Origin of the sequence: Candidatus Kurthia intestinigallinarum, from assembly GCF_003991225.1 — a bacterium.
GTDB lineage: Bacteria > Bacillota > Bacilli > Bacillales_A > Planococcaceae > Kurthia > Kurthia populi.
This window is the reverse complement of record NZ_JTFC01000026.1, coordinates 18,957-36,883: the sequence shown is the minus strand read 5'-3', so window position 1 is coordinate 36,883 and position 17,927 is coordinate 18,957. Positions and strand designations below refer to the sequence as shown.

Annotated in this window: 17 protein-coding genes; 5 read left to right on the top strand and 12 right to left on the bottom strand. The window is 39.0% G+C overall.

Translation table 11 applies throughout. The annotated features are described in order from the left end of the window. Positions 1-11: 11 nt before the first annotated feature. Genes QI30_RS06180 through QI30_RS06140 form a run of 9 tightly spaced genes read right to left on the bottom strand, consistent with a single transcriptional unit; the run spans position 12 to position 6,696 of the window. Positions 12-755, bottom strand: a complete 744-nt coding sequence (locus QI30_RS06180; protein ID WP_126990059.1) for an energy-coupling factor transporter transmembrane component T family protein — start codon at positions 753-755, stop codon at positions 12-14. Beyond that, a complete protein-coding gene (locus tag QI30_RS06175) occupies positions 703-1,530 on the bottom strand; it encodes an energy-coupling factor ABC transporter ATP-binding protein (RefSeq protein WP_126990058.1) in 828 nt (275 codons plus the stop codon). The genes QI30_RS06180 and QI30_RS06175 overlap by 53 nt, the downstream gene beginning before the upstream one ends. Next, positions 1,515-2,270 carry an energy-coupling factor ABC transporter ATP-binding protein gene (locus QI30_RS06170; RefSeq protein WP_158620973.1) on the bottom strand — a complete coding sequence of 252 codons (756 nt, stop codon included), beginning with the start codon at positions 2,268-2,270 and terminating at the stop codon, positions 1,515-1,517. Before QI30_RS06170 ends, QI30_RS06175 begins: the two co-directional genes overlap by 16 nt. Then, the gene (locus QI30_RS06165) at positions 2,264-3,004 is read right to left on the bottom strand and encodes an SDR family NAD(P)-dependent oxidoreductase (RefSeq protein ID WP_126990056.1); all 741 of its coding nucleotides are present in this window, start codon (positions 3,002-3,004) and stop codon (positions 2,264-2,266) included. Before QI30_RS06165 ends, QI30_RS06170 begins: the two co-directional genes overlap by 7 nt. A 4-nt stretch (positions 3,005-3,008) precedes the next feature. Continuing rightward, entirely contained in the window at positions 3,009-3,323 is a 315-nt protein-coding gene (locus QI30_RS06160; protein WP_126990055.1) for a MaoC family dehydratase, read from the bottom strand. A gap of 6 nt (positions 3,324-3,329) precedes the next feature. Then, the gene (locus QI30_RS06155) at positions 3,330-3,644 is read right to left on the bottom strand and encodes a hypothetical protein (RefSeq protein WP_126990054.1); all 315 of its coding nucleotides are present in this window, start codon (positions 3,642-3,644) and stop codon (positions 3,330-3,332) included. After that, positions 3,641-4,768 (bottom strand): thiolase family protein, encoded by a 1,128-nt coding sequence (locus QI30_RS06150; protein ID WP_126990053.1) that lies wholly within the window; start codon positions 4,766-4,768, stop codon positions 3,641-3,643. Before QI30_RS06150 ends, QI30_RS06155 begins: the two co-directional genes overlap by 4 nt. Continuing rightward, positions 4,753-6,105, bottom strand: coding sequence for an AMP-binding protein (locus QI30_RS06145; RefSeq protein ID WP_126990052.1), 1,353 nt, complete (start codon positions 6,103-6,105; stop codon positions 4,753-4,755). Before QI30_RS06145 ends, QI30_RS06150 begins: the two co-directional genes overlap by 16 nt. A 21-nt stretch (positions 6,106-6,126) precedes the next feature. Then, on the bottom strand, positions 6,127-6,696 hold the full coding sequence (locus tag QI30_RS06140; RefSeq protein WP_126990051.1) for a biotin transporter BioY: 570 nt from the start codon (positions 6,694-6,696) through the stop codon (positions 6,127-6,129). Positions 6,697-7,090: 394 nt separating this feature from the next. Between QI30_RS06140 and QI30_RS06135 the strand changes: the two genes are divergently transcribed. Together QI30_RS06135 and QI30_RS06130 are read left to right on the top strand one after the other, a co-directional pair. Then, positions 7,091-8,125 (top strand): PTS transporter subunit IIC, encoded by a 1,035-nt coding sequence (locus tag QI30_RS06135; RefSeq protein WP_126990050.1) that lies wholly within the window; start codon positions 7,091-7,093, stop codon positions 8,123-8,125. Positions 8,126-8,189: 64 nt separating this feature from the next. Beyond that, positions 8,190-8,690 (top strand): MepB family protein, encoded by a 501-nt coding sequence (locus tag QI30_RS06130; RefSeq protein WP_126990049.1) that lies wholly within the window; start codon positions 8,190-8,192, stop codon positions 8,688-8,690. A 50-nt stretch (positions 8,691-8,740) separates the two neighbouring features. Here QI30_RS06130 and QI30_RS06125 read toward each other — a convergent pair whose 3' ends face one another. Together QI30_RS06125 and QI30_RS06120 are read right to left on the bottom strand one after the other, a co-directional pair. Next, the gene (locus tag QI30_RS06125; RefSeq protein ID WP_126990048.1) at positions 8,741-10,447 is read right to left on the bottom strand and encodes a sensor domain-containing protein; all 1,707 of its coding nucleotides are present in this window, start codon (positions 10,445-10,447) and stop codon (positions 8,741-8,743) included. Between the two features lie 147 nt (positions 10,448-10,594). Beyond that, on the bottom strand, positions 10,595-11,569 hold the full coding sequence (locus QI30_RS06120; RefSeq protein WP_126990047.1) for a tyrosine recombinase XerC: 975 nt from the start codon (positions 11,567-11,569) through the stop codon (positions 10,595-10,597). Between the two features lie 719 nt (positions 11,570-12,288). Between QI30_RS06120 and QI30_RS06115 the strand changes: the two genes are divergently transcribed. After that, the gene (locus QI30_RS06115; RefSeq protein WP_126990046.1) at positions 12,289-14,274 is read left to right on the top strand and encodes an SDR family oxidoreductase; all 1,986 of its coding nucleotides are present in this window, start codon (positions 12,289-12,291) and stop codon (positions 14,272-14,274) included. An 11-nt stretch (positions 14,275-14,285) separates the two neighbouring features. Then, positions 14,286-15,020, top strand: coding sequence for an SDR family NAD(P)-dependent oxidoreductase (locus QI30_RS06110; protein WP_126990045.1), 735 nt, complete (start codon positions 14,286-14,288; stop codon positions 15,018-15,020). Positions 15,021-15,722: 702 nt separating this feature from the next. Here QI30_RS06110 and QI30_RS06105 read toward each other — a convergent pair. Beyond that, positions 15,723-16,682: an MBL fold metallo-hydrolase gene (locus QI30_RS06105; RefSeq protein ID WP_233600536.1), complete on the bottom strand. Its 960-nt coding sequence runs from the start codon at positions 16,680-16,682 to the stop codon at positions 15,723-15,725. Positions 16,683-16,805: 123 nt separating this feature from the next. Here QI30_RS06105 and QI30_RS06100 point away from each other — a divergent pair, with 123 nt between their 5' ends. After that, positions 16,806-17,873, top strand: coding sequence for an AbrB family transcriptional regulator (locus tag QI30_RS06100; protein ID WP_126990044.1), 1,068 nt, complete (start codon positions 16,806-16,808; stop codon positions 17,871-17,873). Positions 17,874-17,927 lie beyond the last annotated feature (54 nt).

The window sequence follows — 17,927 nt, the reverse complement described above, 5'->3', positions numbered from 1 at the left end:
ATTGTCACTCCCTATAATAATAATACAATGATTGATACAAATATTGGAAATAAAATGCAGTAACCATCCTTTTTTTGAAAAGCAAGAAGACGAAAATGTGTTCGATTAAACCCCTGTCGAAATCCGCGTGCTTCAATCGCAATGCTTAAACGTTCTGCTCGTGTAATGAGTGCTAAGAGTAGCGGAATCACTTGTTGCACTGGGCTATACAACCGTTGTCTAAACCGTTTTATTGTGATGCCTCTCGCCTGTTGACTTAGACGAATCCGTTCCCATTCTTCGATAATTAATGGGAAAAAGCGTAATGCCAGAACAATCATTAATGCCCATTGGCCAACAGGAATACGCCATTTTTCAAGAGGGCGCAACATTGTTTCAAGTCCAAGTGCAAGCTCAAGTGGTTTGGTAGTCGCTGTTAATAAAACACCACTTAAAATCATCATTAAAAGCTTAAGGACATAATGTAGGCCCATTAAAAATCCTGCTAAATAGGTTATACCTGAAAACATACTATGATAAAGCAACGTCAGCAATAAAATTAGGAGTAATGGGCGTATTGAATGTAGCGCATAGCTAAAAGGGATTTGTGCAAAATGATATAACAAGCCGACTACGAATGCCGAAAAAACAAGTTGTATCCACTCGTGAATTTGGGTGAAACCGATTAATAGAAAGCTTAACCCTATTATTTTAGTTCGTGGATCAAGACGATGTAGAATGGACGTGCGTGCTACATATTGAATAACTTGTTCCATTAGGTATCGCCTCTTTCATAATTTGTATGAGTGCGGGCATTGAACGTGCGCGTGGCAGCGGAGATTGTAAGCGTTGTTCTATTAAGTGAAACATCGCAATAGGTGGTGGAAAATAAACTCCTTTTCGTTTTGGAACCTCAAAGAAAAATTGCTCCGTTTCAAACAGTTGAGGGGCCTTATCTTTAGCCATCAACAAGACATCATCTGCAAAAGTTAACACATCCGTTAATTCATGAGTAATCGCAATAATCGTATGTCCTTGCTGTTGCCATTTTTTCAAAATCGACAGCACTAGTGCGCGTTGCACTGGATCAAGTCCAGCTGTTGGTTCATCTGCTAGCAAAATAGTTGGCTCCATCATAAATACAAGAGCAAGTGCTAACCGCTTTTTTTGTCCCCCACTAAGTTGATAAGGTAACATCGGTAAAATAGATGCATCTAGCTGTACAAGATTTAACACTTCCGCTATCTTTGCATCTGTTTTTTCACGAGACCATCCAAAATGACGTGGAGCGAAACGTAATTCTTTCTCAACCGTTGACTCGAAAAATTGTTGATCTGCATGTTGGAATAAAAAACCTATTTTCCCGTCTAGATGAATATGTCCTTGCTGTATCGGTATAAATTGTTGAATGGCTTGCAATAGCGTTGATTTCCCTGCTCCGTTTTCTCCTACTATCGCCGTCCATTTATTGTCAGAAAATTGAAATGAAGCATCGCGTAAAATAACATGTGATGAACGCTCTAGTGTAACATTCTTTAAAGTGATGGCCATATTTGTTCAACACACTCCTCATACGTTTGGATGCAAATCGGTAAATGACACGTTCTTTGAAATTCAATGATAAAAGGCATTGCGTATGTCGGATAATGTGCTGCAAATGTAGGTAAGTCTCCATCAAATACGATACGATGATTTTGCAAGTAACAAACGCGATTTGCAAATAAATATTCTTCAACAATATGCGTCGTCATAACAATTGTATAGCGTTTTTTTAATGTTTTTAGTAGCGTGTAAAAATCACTACGTGCATGGGAATCTAACATAGCGGTCACTTCATCTAATAGTAAAATTTTCGGGCGCATCGCTAGCACAGCTGCTAATGCAACACGTTGTTTTTCGCCACCAGAAAGCGTCATTGGATGGCGTTCTATAGCCCAGCGCATACCAACCTCATCTAATGCCTGATAAGCGCGGGCGGTCATTTCCTCGCGTGGCACTTGTAAATTTTCTAATCCAAAAATAACTTCATCCATGACTGACGTCGTAATAAACTGATCATCAGGATGCTGAAAGACAATCCCGATTTCCCCTGGCTTAACTGGATTACCTTCATACAGTATTTTCCCAGATTGTGGCGTTAAAAGGCCTGCAAGTAACGATAGGACCGTTGACTTCCCGCTCCCGTTCGCTCCGAGTAGGACGAGACAATCTTGCTCGTAAACGGTGAAGCAGAGATTCTCGATACCATGACCTGGCGTATGATAGTATGTAGTGTTTTCAACGGTTAACACGGGGACCACCTCACCATGTCTGCAGCATAGCGTGTATACTTCTCACCATTCACGCCAAAAACTTGACCCGTAAAAAAATCTGTCCGTGCAACTAATTTTTTAACAAAGTAGGCTACATCGTCTGCTGATCCCACACGCCAAAAATCAGGGAACGGAATTTTTTGCTGTTCACTTTTCTGTTTATAGTAGGCAATTACAGGACGCGTCATATCAGTTAAAGCAGCAGGGGCAATCGCATTGACACGAATTTTTTCTGATTTCCACTCTGCTGCTAACGTATAGGTCATCATTGTTAGAGCGCCCTTTGCTGCGCTATAGTTTAATTGTCCCCGCGAACCGAATAAACCAGCTGTTGAAGTCATAACAAGCACGTCACTCATTGGCTTTAATAACGGTTGTAAGGCGGTTGTTATAAGGAAAAAACTCGTCACATGCACATGAAAAACATGATTAAAGTCTTTTAATGTCATATTAGTCGCACGTTTATCTTTAGTATTTCCTGCACAATGAATAATTGCCGTTAATGTATCTGTATAGTGATTAATTTGTCGTAGCATCTCTTGAATTTCCAGTTCATTTGAAAAATCTGCAGCCAGACAGAGCGCTTGTGGAAATAAATCACGAAGGGGAGCAATCGATTGTTCAGATGATCCATGTAAAATTAAAGGCTCCTGCGAAAACTGTTTTGCAAGAGCGAAGCCGATGCCACGCGTAGCACCTGTAATAAAAATCATTCTGTCATTCCTCCTCAAATACTACATGCAAAACGAGTTGTTCTGCATTATAAGCGTGTATTTCTTTTTTTGTTAATCGTACAGTAATCACTGATGGAATAGGCACAGGATAGACAAATTGACATCGCATTGTTGTTGGACAAACCTTATAATGCTGTTGCCATGCGCCTTCTGCAAGTGCCATTAATAACATACCATGTGCAATTGGCTGCTCAAATCCTAGTTGTTGAGCGAAGGTTGCATCATGATGTAAGGCATTATCATCACCACTTAACGCCGAAAATGCTTGAACTTTTTGACGTGTAATTAGCCATTCCATATTTAATTATCCTTTCATCAATGTCATGACAACGGTTGCTACAACCTGTTTATTACGTGAGAGCGCAACCGTTAATTGACAGACAGTTTTTCCTTTTGACGTAATGCTTAAATGCTTATCTGTAATCGCCCAGTTATAAAATGTATCTGCGTATAATGAAGTCATTTTTTCACATTGCTGCGATAAATGGATCCACCCTGTCGGAAATGCTTCTCCTAGTATGGTTGGTAATATACTTAACGGAATTTCTTTAGATAAAGGCATCCCCATTAAACGTTGATATCCTTGCACTTGTGAGAGGGAGGCATGCCATTCATTCATCGCTTCACCAACATCGAGAGCCCCATCCCACCGCCGATTCCAAGAGTAGCAAGCCCACGTTGTCCTTTTTTTAATTCATGAACGAGACGCGTAATTAAAATAGCGCCCGATGCCCCGTATGGGTGACCAAGTGCCAATGCGCCTCCCCCAATATTGACAAGATGTTGTGGAATCTTTAATTGTTGGAGACAAGCAAGTACTTGTGAAGCAAACGCTTCATTAAACTCGACAATATCAATATCTGTCACTTGTAACTGCTGACGGGCGAGTAGTTTTTGTGTTGCTGGTACTGGACCCATTCCTAAAATGTCCGGCATGACACCAGCTGCCGTAGCATCTACAATAGTCGCATAGGCAGTCAATTTATAATGTAGGCATGCCTCGCGTGACATTAACATAACAATTGCCGCTCCATCATTTAGGGGACAAGCATTCCCAGCAGTTACGGTGCCTTCTGGAAGAAAAACAGGATGTAAATGTGCTAATTTTTCAACTGAGGTATCCGCACGTGGACATTCATCAGTCATAACGCCTTGGAGTGGTAAAATCTCTTTGTTAAAGCGACCCGTTCGTTGACTCGTCACTGCTTTTTGATGACTTGAAAAGGCGTAATAGTCCTGTGCTTCTCGCGTAATTTGATAACGTGCTGCAACTTCTTCGGCAGCTATGCCCATATCAGGGTCTCCGTAAGCAGCAGGGGTAAAAGGAGCCCGCGTATAGAGCGTAGGCACTGCCCCAGGTCTTGTCGGTTGAGCCATTTTCCAAGGAGCGCGACTAACACTTTCTACACCACCTGCTAAAATTATTTGTGCTTGTCCACTTTTTATTGCTTCAAAGCCACGCATAATGGCTTCTAGTCCAGAACCACATTGCCTGTCAATTGTGACACCGGGAACGGTTACAGGAAACCCTGCTTGTAATAGGCTCACACGTGCTACGTTACCGCCAGGTCCTACTACATTCCCTATCATTACATCGTCAACTAATGAAGCATCGCCTACCGTATCTTTGATTGCCTGCTTTAATAACGGAGCAACTAAATCACTTGGCTCAAGGGTATGAAATTGCCCCCCGGCCCGCCCAATTGGTGTACGTTTTGCCCAAACAATCACAACTTCTGACATAGAAATGCCTCCTTCATTTTTTGACGTGCGATTTTTCCACTCGTCGTATAATAAAATCGAGGGACGGTCACGATTTCTCGAGGGAATTTATAGACTGCTAAATAGCGCGTACAATAATGTTTTAACGCATCATATGTCAGTGGCTGGTGGCTCCACTGAATCAAGGCCACCACTTTCTCTCCCCAATAGCGATCCTCCAGCCCACAAACCATCACTTCCTCAATCGCCAGATGGTTAGATAATAACTGTTCAATCTCTTCTGGAAAAATATTTAAACCACCAGAAATAATACGATTTTTTGCCCTACCTTTAATGGTAAGATAGCCTGTTTCATCCACCGTTACAATATCTCCTACCTTTAGCCAGCCATTATGAAAAATTTCAGCAGTAGCCTTTGGATTGTCTACATAACCACTAAAAATCATAGGGCTTTTAATATAGAGAAGCCCTTCCTCAACTTCACGAAAGGCTTCATCACGAATTGTATAATCAACCGTAGGAAAGAAGCGGCCAACCGTATCAGGCTTTGTTCCGTCAGAATAGCTAATATAACTTGCTTCAGAGGAACCAAAAAATTCATATTGCGCAGTATGTGGAAAAATCTTCGCCAGTCGTTTTTTGGAATCATCTTGCCATTTTGCACCAGAACTAATAATGGCATCAATCGTAGCTTGAAGACCGGTCTGTACCATTGCTTCAAGCATTGTGGGTACGACAAATAGCGCGGTATTCGGATATTTTTGACACGTCGTAAGAACCTGTTTGGCATTAAATTTAGTTTGTAAATGAATGGTCTTTCCTTCAACCAATGCTTGCATCGCCGCAAATAGTGTCATCGAGTGTACAAGAGGACCAGGGGCACAGTAATGCTTCGTATTTTCAAGAGAAAAAGCTTTCGCTGTTACACGAAAGCTTTCCATCCAAGAGAGATGCGACCGTTTATAGGCTTTCGGCATGCCTGTTGTACCCGAAGTAAACCCAACAAAAAGGGATGATGCTTCCCGTAATTCATATGTATCATTTGGTTGTTCATTTAATGGCGCGGTAATAATACAGTCTAACAAATGATTTTTGAGAATTTCTTGTTTCTCATGCGCACTCCATTTCGGATCGAGTAGATAAGGTACTACCCCTGCAGCAACTGCACCTAAAAATGTTTTAAGAAAGTCATAACCATTGGGCATATCAAGCGCAACCTTTTTCTGCTGTGAACACTGAAATGTATGTGCTATTTGTGCGATATCTCGCTGTAATGTCTGATAATCAATTTTTTTATCCCCCATTACGATAGCGATGTTTTCTTTAGGTTGTCCCAAAATAGGTGTTATACAATGCATATCATCCCTCCTTTTTAATGATTAATGCGTTCGTACGACGTGTCGTAAAGCAACGGTATTAATTGGACTAACAGCTTTTAGTTGTACAGCGACAACCGCAGCAAGTACGGCTTTTATACAGTCACCTGGTAAAAATGCTAAGCCACCCATTAATGCCCCAACAATTGATGTATGTGTAATCATTGCCATAATAGGTGCGCCAACAATATTAATGAAAAGCACCCCGAATACAAGCGTAACTCCAATAACTTTCCAAAGATTTAATGTCGACCATGCCTTTTCAGTGAAATATCCGATGAAAAAGGCGGCGAATGGCCAACTCAAAATATAACCGATGGATGGGCCCATTAACGCGCCAATTCCGCCACGTCCGCCCGATAGTAATGGTAGGCCAAGTGCAACGAGTACAATAAATAGCACCATACTAATTGTCCCTATTTTTTTACCAAGGAAACACCCTGCTAAAATTACGCCAAATGTTTGAAGTGTAATCGGTACTGGAATAAAACCAAGCGGAATTGGTGGAATCATTCCTAATACCCCTAGTAATGCCGCGAATAACGCCGCGTAAACCATTTCTTTTGTTGTCATTTTCCTATCCCCTTTGCAAGAATCTAAAGTAATCATACAAGGTATTGCGTTTTTAGTAAACATAAAATTTTAAATGGTTAACTCAAATAAATGCAAAAAGTAGCGAAATAGCGAAAATAGACTAGATAAGTCAACATAAAATAATACAAAGTTAACTAAATTGAAAAATTTAGCTATTTTTATATGCGATATATTGCATAAACCAATAAAAAATACCCGTCATTTTAACGTTAATATGCTAATAGAAAACGCTTACAAGCTAACTGAGGTAAATTGTCAGAAAATTATAGAAAATTCAATATTGACGGACAATTAAATTCTTTCTATACTAAAAACACTTAAAACAAGCGCTACTTACTTCTTAAAAGAAACGTAGTCGAAGGGAAATGATTTTATGAAAGATTTTTTTAGTAAACTTCTTACAGGCATGAGCCTTGGGATTGTTGTTTGTTTAATCCCTAACGCCCTTGTCGGAGAAATTTTAAAACTGATTATCGCACATTATCCAAACGTTCCTATCCTTCCAACGATTTTAAATATATCAGTGCTCGCAATGAGCTGCTTACCACTTGTTATCGGCGTGATGGTCGGTATCCAATTTAAACTAACACCGATTCAAATGTGTTCAATCGGCCTTGCTACAATGGTTGGTTCTGGTGTTGTAAGCTTTACAGATGACGGTATGAAAATGGCCGGTATCGGCGTTGTAATCAATATCGGGATTACCGCTGCACTTGCTACGGTATTCGTTCAATTCCTAGGTACAAAACTAAAAGAATGGACGCTACTGGCGATGCCTGCACTATCAATGTTTATTCCAGGGTTTATCGGTATGATCATCTTGCCATATGTTAAAAATGGTGCTGACTATGTCGGTGTCGGTATTGAATATGTAACAGAGCTACAACCGATCTTAATGGGTGCTTTGCTTGCAATGATTTTCTCTATTTTAATCTTATCGCCGATTTCAACAATTGGTGTCGCAACGGTGATTATGCTGTCAGGCATCGGTGCTGGTGCCGCAAATCTTGGTGTCTGTGCATCAGGCGTTGGGATGGCGATTGCATCGTACCGTGCGAATAACTTCGGTACAGCACTTGCTCATATCGCTTCCGCAAAAATTCAAATGCGTAACTTCTTTATGAAACCAAAAATTGCCTTTCCAGCCATTCTAACAGCAGGTATTTTAGGTGCACTTGCTGGCGTCTTCCGCATCGTCGGTGACCCATACTCAGCAGGCTTTGGCCTTGCGGGCTTCGTTGGTCCATTAAAGTATTTATCGCTTGAAGGCTGGACAAGCTATAATGTCATTGTGACCGTTATGCTATTCATCGTTTTACCAGTCGTATTAAATTTAACATTCCTAAAAATCTTTGACAAAAAGCTAAATTGGATTAAATCAGAAGACTATAAAGTTGATTTTGAATAATAAAAAGCTAGCGCAACATGCGCTAGCTTTTTTGTTACAATAGAACGAGAGATGAGGTGACCTAATGAAAGATTTTCAAACAATTATTACGCAATTAAATGAGCAAATTTATACACCGAATGATTTAATTGTAATCGCCCTTCAAGAGGAGCCGCAAAATGCTGCATATGGCGCGGGTACATTTCAAATCGCTTCAAAGACTATTCGTTTTAGAGTGGCAAAGCAGACACCGAAAAAACGGGGGCAATTTGTCGCGTTTTGGGAAAAAGATTGCCACAATGAAAATCAAGCCTTCGCCTATGGAGAAGCACCTGATTTACTTGTTATAACAACGTTTAAAAATGAGCACCATTATGGCCAATTCATCTTTCCAAAAGCAGTGCTTCTTAAACAAAACATACTACGAACGGATTCACATCCAGGGAAAATGGCGATGCGCGTTTATCCTAGCTGGGATCAGCCAACGAGTAAGCAGGCAATCAACACACAAAATTGGCAGCTTCCTTATTTTGTTGATATGCACGACATAACACACGAAAAAATTCATTCATTATATAAACTATAAAAAACGCAAGCATCCATTGAGTGATGCTTGCGTTTTCTATATGTATAAAATTAAACGTCCATTAATAATTTTTCAAATTGCTCTGTTGGCAATGCTGGATGGAAGTAATAACCTTGAATCATATCACCTTTTGCTTTTTCAATAATGTTTAGCTCCTCGATGGTTTCCACACCCTCTACAACAACAGCCATATTCATAATATGAGCTAGATTAATAATAGCTGTTACCATCGATTCATCATTTGTTCCTTTCTTAATGCCGCGTACAAATGATTTATCAATCTTTAATGTATCAATCGGGAATTTTTTTAAATAACTTAGCGCAGAGTACCCTGTACCGAAATCATCTATCGCAATCGAAACGCCAAGGTTTTTTAAATCCTGTATCGTTTCGGCGACAACGTCAGAGCCGTTCATAAATGATAATTCCGTAATTTCAATTTCTAAATGTTTCGCCGAAAGCCCCGTATCACGCAGTACTTGCTTCACGATACAAACAAAGTTCTTTTCTTGTAAATGGAGCGGAGAAATATTGACGGCTACACGTAATTCGCTATTAGGATACGCATCAATCCAGCGTTTCATTTGCGAACAAGCTGTGACAAGCACCCATTCACCAAGCATCGGCATTAACCCGACTTCTTCAGCAAATGGAATAAATTGAATCGGTGGGATAAAACCATATTCCTCATCATACCATCGCATTAATGCCTCCATTCCGACAAGACGATGTGTTTTCGCTTCGAATTTTGGCTGATAAAATAACATCATCTTATCAGTAAATAAGGCATCACGTAGACGTTTCTCTAAGTCTAGCTGCTCCTCAATCATTAAATTCATATCGTAGTGGAACACTAAGCAACGATTGCCTTTTTCTTTTTTCGTCTCAAGCATGGCTAAATCGGCATATTTAATTAAAATATCGAGTGTATCTGCGTGCTCCTCGTAAAAAGAAACACCAATATTAATCGTTGAATAAAATTGAAAATGTTCAATTATAAAAGCTTGTTCAAATAACTCTAAAATAGCATCAATCATGACTTCATAATGTTGTTTAGTTGTTAAAATAACAAATTGCTTGCCGTCATAACGGAATAAGTCGCCATTTTTTGCGATAATTTCTTGAAAGCGCTTCGTTAGTTCTAATAAAAATAAATCGCCAATAAAATGCCCGTACCCATCATTTACCTGTTTGAGACGTGTAATATTTAATAAAATGAAAACAGACGCTTTTTCTTGCACTGTACCATGACGAATACATTCTTTAAAGTGAATTTTTAATGAGCGTGCATTACGTAAGCCGGTTAATTCATCATGATAAGCAAATTGTTTTAAACGTGCTGTATTTTTTTGTTCGGTAATATCTGTAGCAATGGCAATGTATTGATATGGTGTATTTGTATTATCCATAAACGGAACAATAACTGTTTTTACCCAGTAAAGGTGACCATCCTTCGCACGATTACATATTTCACCATGCCAAATATCCCCGCTATGAATGGTCGTCCATAGATTTTTAAAAAAGGCGGGTGAATGATATCCGGAATTTAATAGACGATGGTCTTGATTAATCAATTCTTTTTCTGAATATTTAGAAACTAAAGAAAAGTTTTGGTTTACAGATAGAATTTTCCCTACGTTGTCTGTAATCGCGACAACAGATGATTCGTTAAAGGCGGTTAATAAATTGTTGAGTGTTAGTTGATCGGATTTTACAAAATTTAAAATGGATGATGGTGTATTAGAAAAGTCGTTCATTTAGTGTCCCTCCAACTCAAAAAAAACGAAGTATCATAAAACTATTTTACCACAAAAGCCATAGGGATTTATTCATAATTGAAAGGCTACAAAAAATGATGAATAAAAATAGTTCATTCATCATTTTTGATCGTTTCAATTGTAAGTTTATTTCTCTATGTTATTCGGATTATGCTCGATATTCAACGGATTATTCTCAAATACTTGCTTAATCATTTCATCTTCTACATGCGTATAAATTTGTGTAGTAGAAATATTAGAATGCCCTAATATTTGTTGTAAGCTCCGAATGTCTGCACCATTCTGATACATAATTGTCGCGGATGTATGACGCAATTTATGGGGCGTTAAATTCGCCTTATGTAGCGCCGATGAGTCATTAATTTGTTTGACGATTTTTGCAAGGCGTTGTCTCGTAAGCCTATTACCCTTTTGTGATAAAAATAATGCGTCATCTGTTGTTTTTTCTGCGATTTTTTTTCGCTCATGCTCGATATAAAGAGCTAAAGCTTCCACACAGCTGTCATTCATATAGACACGACGCTCTTTACCACCTTTGCCGACAATCGTCACATAGCGGTCTTCTACATCTCCTAGAGAAAGACGACATAACTCTGTTGCACGTAGTCCTAAGTTTAATAAAAATGTCATCATACAATGATCGCGGTAATAATGGGTTTTCGATGGAATATGTGATAAAAATTGTTTCGCTTCAGGTACCTTTAAGTAGACGGGCTGCTTACGATTGATTTTCGGCGTTTCCAAATCTTCTGCAGGGTTTTCATCGATTAAGTGTTTTTTTGTTTTTAAGTATTTAAAAAAAGATTTTAAAGTCGCTACTTTTCTCGCACGTGTGGCAGCACTATTTTGTCGCACTTCCTCACAGTAAGCTAAAAATAAATACATATCCTCTAAACTAATACCGCGCACAAAATCAATATCGAGCTCTGCAATTGAAATCGCTTCAAGATCTGTTGTTGGTAAATCCTCTTGCACAGCATAAAGGAATCGGAAAAATAATGTTAAATCATACTCGTATTCATCACGTGTACGTTTTGATTTCCCTTTAATCGCTGTTAAATAAATTAAAAAATCACGTAGCCACTTCGGTTGTTTCTTCATTTTGTCACCTCATTAACACTTATTTTACCACAAAAAAGGTTCCCAAATATAAATTTGGGAACCTTTTTTAGAAAAACCACACTTTTCCGTCCGATTTCTCACTAAATAGCCTAAAATCCATCATTCTGCAACTTATCGATACATAGGATTTCAAGCATTCACACAGACATTTTTTGCCACATCCACATATCATATTTCCAATCATTCATTTGCAAATACATACTATTGGATAACCAAAATGACTCGTAGCAATAATTAAATGATGCACCATTTTGTTTTGATGCTGATATGAAAACTACTTCACCACACCATTGTGATTTTTGCATTTCGTACTTCGCTTGATTTTTTCTAAAAATTAGCTATATCACCAGCGTTATTTAACGAACAACTACCTATATATTTAAACTATACGCAACTTCGTTTGAAAATTCAGATTATTTAGTTTTGAAATCACTTCATTATTTTCTCATCATTTTCCACCCCATTAGTTTTTTTGCAAAAATATCCCATTTTCTAGCCTAGTCCTATTTAAGCCTTGTAGTCTGATTCTGTTGCGCAGTTGCAACAGATATCACTTTCGTAAAAACATTTCCTATTTTTTATCGATTTTGTATGCAAAAATAAGGCCTCTTTTTCCAATTGAGTGTTATTTATAAAAAATGATACAGTTAAATTGTTAAAACAATGGCATATACGCAACAGTGAAAGGAGGTTCTTCAATGATTCAAGCACTCCCTACATTCCCTATTCATAAAACGACCATAAAAGAATTACTAACACGGAGTAGACATCCGCATTTCGTTTATGGTGCGCTTACAAATCGCAGTAATAAAATAGAAGGCTATTTTACGCACCGCCATTTACTACAATACATTGAGCAGCAATATGATGACCTCGATGATAATCCGAATAACCTCCAATCTTTTTCACGCTTTGTCGCAAAAGATTTTATGATTATTCACCATGAATCGATTCCAACAGCCTTTCCACTTCATACGACACTGTTAATCATTGAGCAGCCAGCGAAAACATTTGGCTATATTGATGAACGGCATTTTTATCAAGCTGTTGCACAGCAGCAACAAATTCGCACGCACCATTACGATACAATTTTCGATGCGATGTCGAGTGGTCTCGTTGCTGTTAACAATGAAGGCATTATCACGATGTTTAATCACGCAGCCGAAGCTCTTTATTCGCTAAAGCACGGCGAGGCGATGGGGAAATTTTTACTGGATGTTAGTGAATCGGATGGATTACTGCGCGTGCTTAAAACCGGTAAAGGACATGTTGAAAAATATGCGCTGCAAGATCGGTGGTTTATCACCTACCGCGAACCGATTTATAACGGTAAACAGCTAATTGGGGCGGTTAGCGTATTTGATGATATTTCGAAAATAGAGTCATTAACGTCAGAGCTTCAGCTGTATAAGGAGCTTGTACAGGAAAATGATGCACTGATGGCCAATAGCGAGCACGGGGTTGGCATATTAGATAGTAAAGGCACGGTGCTAAGAGAAAATGAGCAGTTTCATCATTTCTATGTGGCAATTTTATATAATGAGCAACTTCGCACAAAATTATTTACACTCCTACAGCAAGTCAGTCATATGCAAAAGCCAAGTTATACGACAAATTTTCATTTAGATGACGGACGCACATTAAACCTACGTTTCGCACGCATTCCAGATGATGCCCAAAAACGTATCATCATTCGTATTCGTGACGAAACGACGGAATACAATTTCAATGTAAAGGCCGAACGTCTACGCAATTCGGTGCATCATTATTTCTCGGTACCTTATAACGAACGTTTGGTTGCTACAACACCTGACATGCAGCGAGTTATAGAAAAAATCGACAGTGCCGCTAAAGGAAGTGCACCGGTCATGATTTTAGGTGAGCATGGGAGTGGTCGTTCAATTATCGCCGCTGAAATTGTTCGTAGAAGCGACCGAAATGATGAGTTATTTATCGAAATTGATTGTATGAAGGAATCACGGGAGCGCCTCGAGCATTTAATTTTTGCTAAAAAGCGTTTCTCGTATTATTTCATTCAAGTCGTGAAAAATGGCACATTATTTTTTAAAAACACCGATTATCTGCCACTTGATATGCAAAAGCGTTTGGCACAGCTCATTATCCATCAATCGGAACGAGAAGCAGCGGTCAATGTAGCGAAGGAACAGTTTGGACAGGTAGATGTGCTTGTTAATAACGCGGGCTGGGATAAAATTGAGCCATTTTTAAAAAGCGAGCCTGCTACGTGGGAAACGATTATGAATATCAATCTAATGGATCAGATTCATACATGTAAGACAATTTTGCCGTTAATGATTGAGCAGGGTTATGGCAAGGTTGTAAATATCGCGTCCGATTCTGGTCGTGTTGGTTCAAGCGGCGAAGCGGTCTACTCGGCAGCAAAGGGTGGTGTCATAGCGTTAACAAAAACGTTGGCACGTGAAATGGCTCGTCATAAAATTAATATCAATGTCATTGCACCGGGACCCGCGGATACGCCGTTATTTAAAGAAATCGTTGAGTATAACCAAGGCATTACGGAAGCGTTGATTAAGGCGATTCCCTTTAGACGCCTAGCACAGCCGCAAGATATTGCAAATGCGGTCGCGTTTTTAGCGTCGGATGAGGCAGAATACATTACAGGGCAAATATTATCCGTTAATGGTGGCCTTGCGATGGTATAGGAGGTGCTTAGATGCATGAAGTTATCTTAGTAACAGGAGGAGCGGATCGTATTGGCAAAGCCATTGTTGAAAAAATAGCCGCATCGGGTCATATTGTGGCCATTCATTATCATCGCTCTGCTGAAAAAGCACAGCAACTTTTCGAGCAATTAACAGCACAAAATGTACGTTGTAGTATGTTCCAAGCTGATTTAGCGAGCTATGAGGATGTTGTGCGATTGCATGAGGAAATTTTGAGTGAGCTCGGCCATGTTTCAGCGATTGTTAATAATGCAGGCTATGCGCAGATGAAATCCTTTTTTGATTATGCACCAAATGAATGGCAGCGTGAAATTGACATTGATTTAATAGCAGTTTTAAATTTGGCACATGTCTTTATCCCTGCCATGCGTAAGCGAAAATATGGTAAATTTATTTCAATCGTTGGCGATTCAGCACGTACCGGCGACCGTAAACTAATCGTATCAGCAACTGCACGTGGTGGCGTTATTAGCTTTATTAAATCACTCGCGAAGGAAGTTGGACGAGACCAAGTGCAGTGTAATGTGGTGTCTCTTGGCTTAATTGACCAGCAGGATTTAGCGTTTTCTGATGACATTTTGCAAGCCGTTAAAAAGAGCTATGCAGCAAATCGCCTCGGCTCCCCCACTGATGTGACAAGTGCCATTGCCTTTTTACTTAGTGAAGAGTCGTCTTGGGTATTAGGCCAAACAATTTCAATTAACGGCGGTCAAACGATGTTTTAAATATAAAAAAAAGCATTGCTAGTTATTATAGCAATGCTTTTTGTTTACATAATATTATTATTTTAAAACCAGCTTATTTGTTTGACACATACGATGACACCAGCAAGTCTCGAATATGTATGTCCCATTTTTTATCGACTATTAAGATGCTAATTTAATGGTTATTTCAATTGTCATTTATTATATTGACGAGCTACAAGTGGTTTATTATGGCAACATCAATCATTAAGTTACATATTTTATAAACGATACAACGTTTGAAATCATGGTATTGCTTCACAGCTTATACTGTATATAGAAACTACGCTATTGCTATTCAAAAAGTCCAGTTAATTTAATCATTGAATCATTTGTATATCCCTTCCTTCTAGTTACGTGCTTTAATGTTTCCCAAATTCATGTAAATTAAAGCGCATAATCAGCGTATTCTTTTACAGCATTAATTATTTTATACAAAAATAGATAACTTTTAATAACCATTAAATATCAAATAAAAACAATGGTTAACTAACGTTAATTCATGATATTCTCTGTTGCAAAAGAGGAAGGAGCTTATTATAATTTATTACTTTTTTTTGATTTTTTATATAGACTAGCGAGCTTTTGTTTATTAAATTAAGTATGCTGTAAATAGTGTAAACCCGGTATCCACAATAAAAAGCAGGAATCACGTCAATGCGTAATTCCTGCTTTTTTCATCTTTTAACCATTTCGTTCAAATACATACAGTCCATTTTCAAATGTCGCCGTAATCTTTTGCTGTTGCTGTAAATAATCCAACTGCCCTGCAATTTCAGATAATACGAGTGAAAATTGGCGCTCATACAAACGATTATAAAATGCCTGTGTCGCCTGTCTTCCGGTCATCGGTTGCTCTAAAAGTGTTAGTAGGTGCTGGGCTTTATCATTTAAACGGCTTATTTTCTGTGTCGCGATTTCTGAGACGTTCGAAAAGCTCGGCTGATGCCCTGCATATAAGTGACGAATTGGCATATCCTTAATCGTTTCTAGCGACTGTCGTTGTAATAAGTTCGCGGGCATATACTCCCCTGTCACAAGTGGATCAATGATTGCATTGGTCGATGTATTTTTTAAAATCGTATCCCCTGCATACAACTCCTGTGTCTGTGCATCATAATAGCCGATTGAATCAGTTGAATGACCGGGTAAGCCAATAATGTCAAAGCGCCCTAATTTATCCCCGGCAGCAATCACGCGATAATCCGCTTCGATGCGTTTTTCAGAAGCTTTTTGTAGCGTCGCACGTTGTTTTTCTAAACGTGGACGAGCATCCGCAAGACAATCCATACGTGTATAAAACTGCTCATAAAAAGCGATGCGCATCGATAAAAAATTCGTATCAAACAATAAGCGCGGAATGGCTTCTTCATGCACATAAACCGGTAGCTGCTTCTTCGCTAAAATAAGCGGCAATAATCCGACATGGTCCTCGTGATGATGCGTTAAATAAATCGCATCTAAGTCACTAAAGTCATAGCCACGCTGCATGAGCATTTGCTCTGCATACTGAAAAAAAGCATCATGTGGAATACCACCATCTATTAAAATTAATTGTCCATTATTTTCTGTTACAAAGCAGTTAAACGATTGTAACCCGCTTTTTGACTCCTCAAAAATAATCGGTATTTGTACCATGTTCATCCCCCGCCTCCCAAATCATTATTCATATTGTATCACGAACACATTAAATTTTAGGACATCATTCACGGTACGATACGCATTTTTTGCTATACTGAACGTAACGATGCAAAAAGGAGTTTTTTTATGAATAATACCGTGTCATTCCTTGTCACAGCATGCATCGGTTTAGTCGGCGCATTTCTATTTCAATTTTTACACATTCCGGTGCCTTTCCTATTAGGTCCGATGGTCGCCGTTTTAATCTTGTCTCATGTAACAAAATGGCGCTTTTATTGGCCCAAAGCCCTGCGTAATTATAGCTTAATTGCGATTGGTTACTCGCTTGGTGCGGCCTTTACTGGTGATATTTTAAAAAATATGTATACACATATTCCGATGATGACATTTGTGACATTACTTACTTTTAGCGTTAGTTTATTGTTTTCATGGCTACTTACAAAATTCGCTAAAGTAGATTATCCTACCGCCCTAACAAGTAGTGTACCAGGTGGTTTAACACAAATTTTAGCACTCGCAGAAGATTTAAAAGGTATTAATCTAACGGTTGTCGCTTTCTTTCATACGATTCGCGTTATTTTAATCGTCGTTTTAGTACCATTTATTGTGCATATCCCTGCACTACAAGGAACTACTAGCACACTACCAAGCCTAGCAATGGGAACGAGCACGACACTTCCTATATGGCTACTCGTTGTCCTTTACATCTTCGCCTGCATTGTTGCCTACCGTTTATTCAAACGCTGGCGTATCCCGGCAGCAACCATGCTTGGGCCAATTGTTGTCACCATTATTTTAAATGTCTTCGTAGGCATTCCTGCATTTGATATTCCTGAATGGTTTATGATGCTCTGTCAATTAATTGTCGGCACGCATATTGGCTTAATGCTGCACCCGGAACATTTAACACATAAAAAAGTCATGCTCCCACTCAGTGTAGCGAGCGCCCTAGCGTTAATTGCCGTTGCATTTTTAATGGCGGTCTTTTTTATGCCAGTAGTCGAAAACACTTCGATTGTTACAGGTTTTTTAAGTTTAGCGCCTGGCGGAATTGATCAAATGGGTATTGTCGGCCATGAGGTACATGCTGATGTATCGATGATTACGATGTATCAAGTATTCCGTATGCTCATCATCTACCTTTGTGTGCCACCGATGATTACGTATGCCGTCAAACGCTATCGTGCAAAATAAACGATTCACAAAAAAAGAAGAAATCGCGCCAACGCACGATTTCTTCTTTTTTAT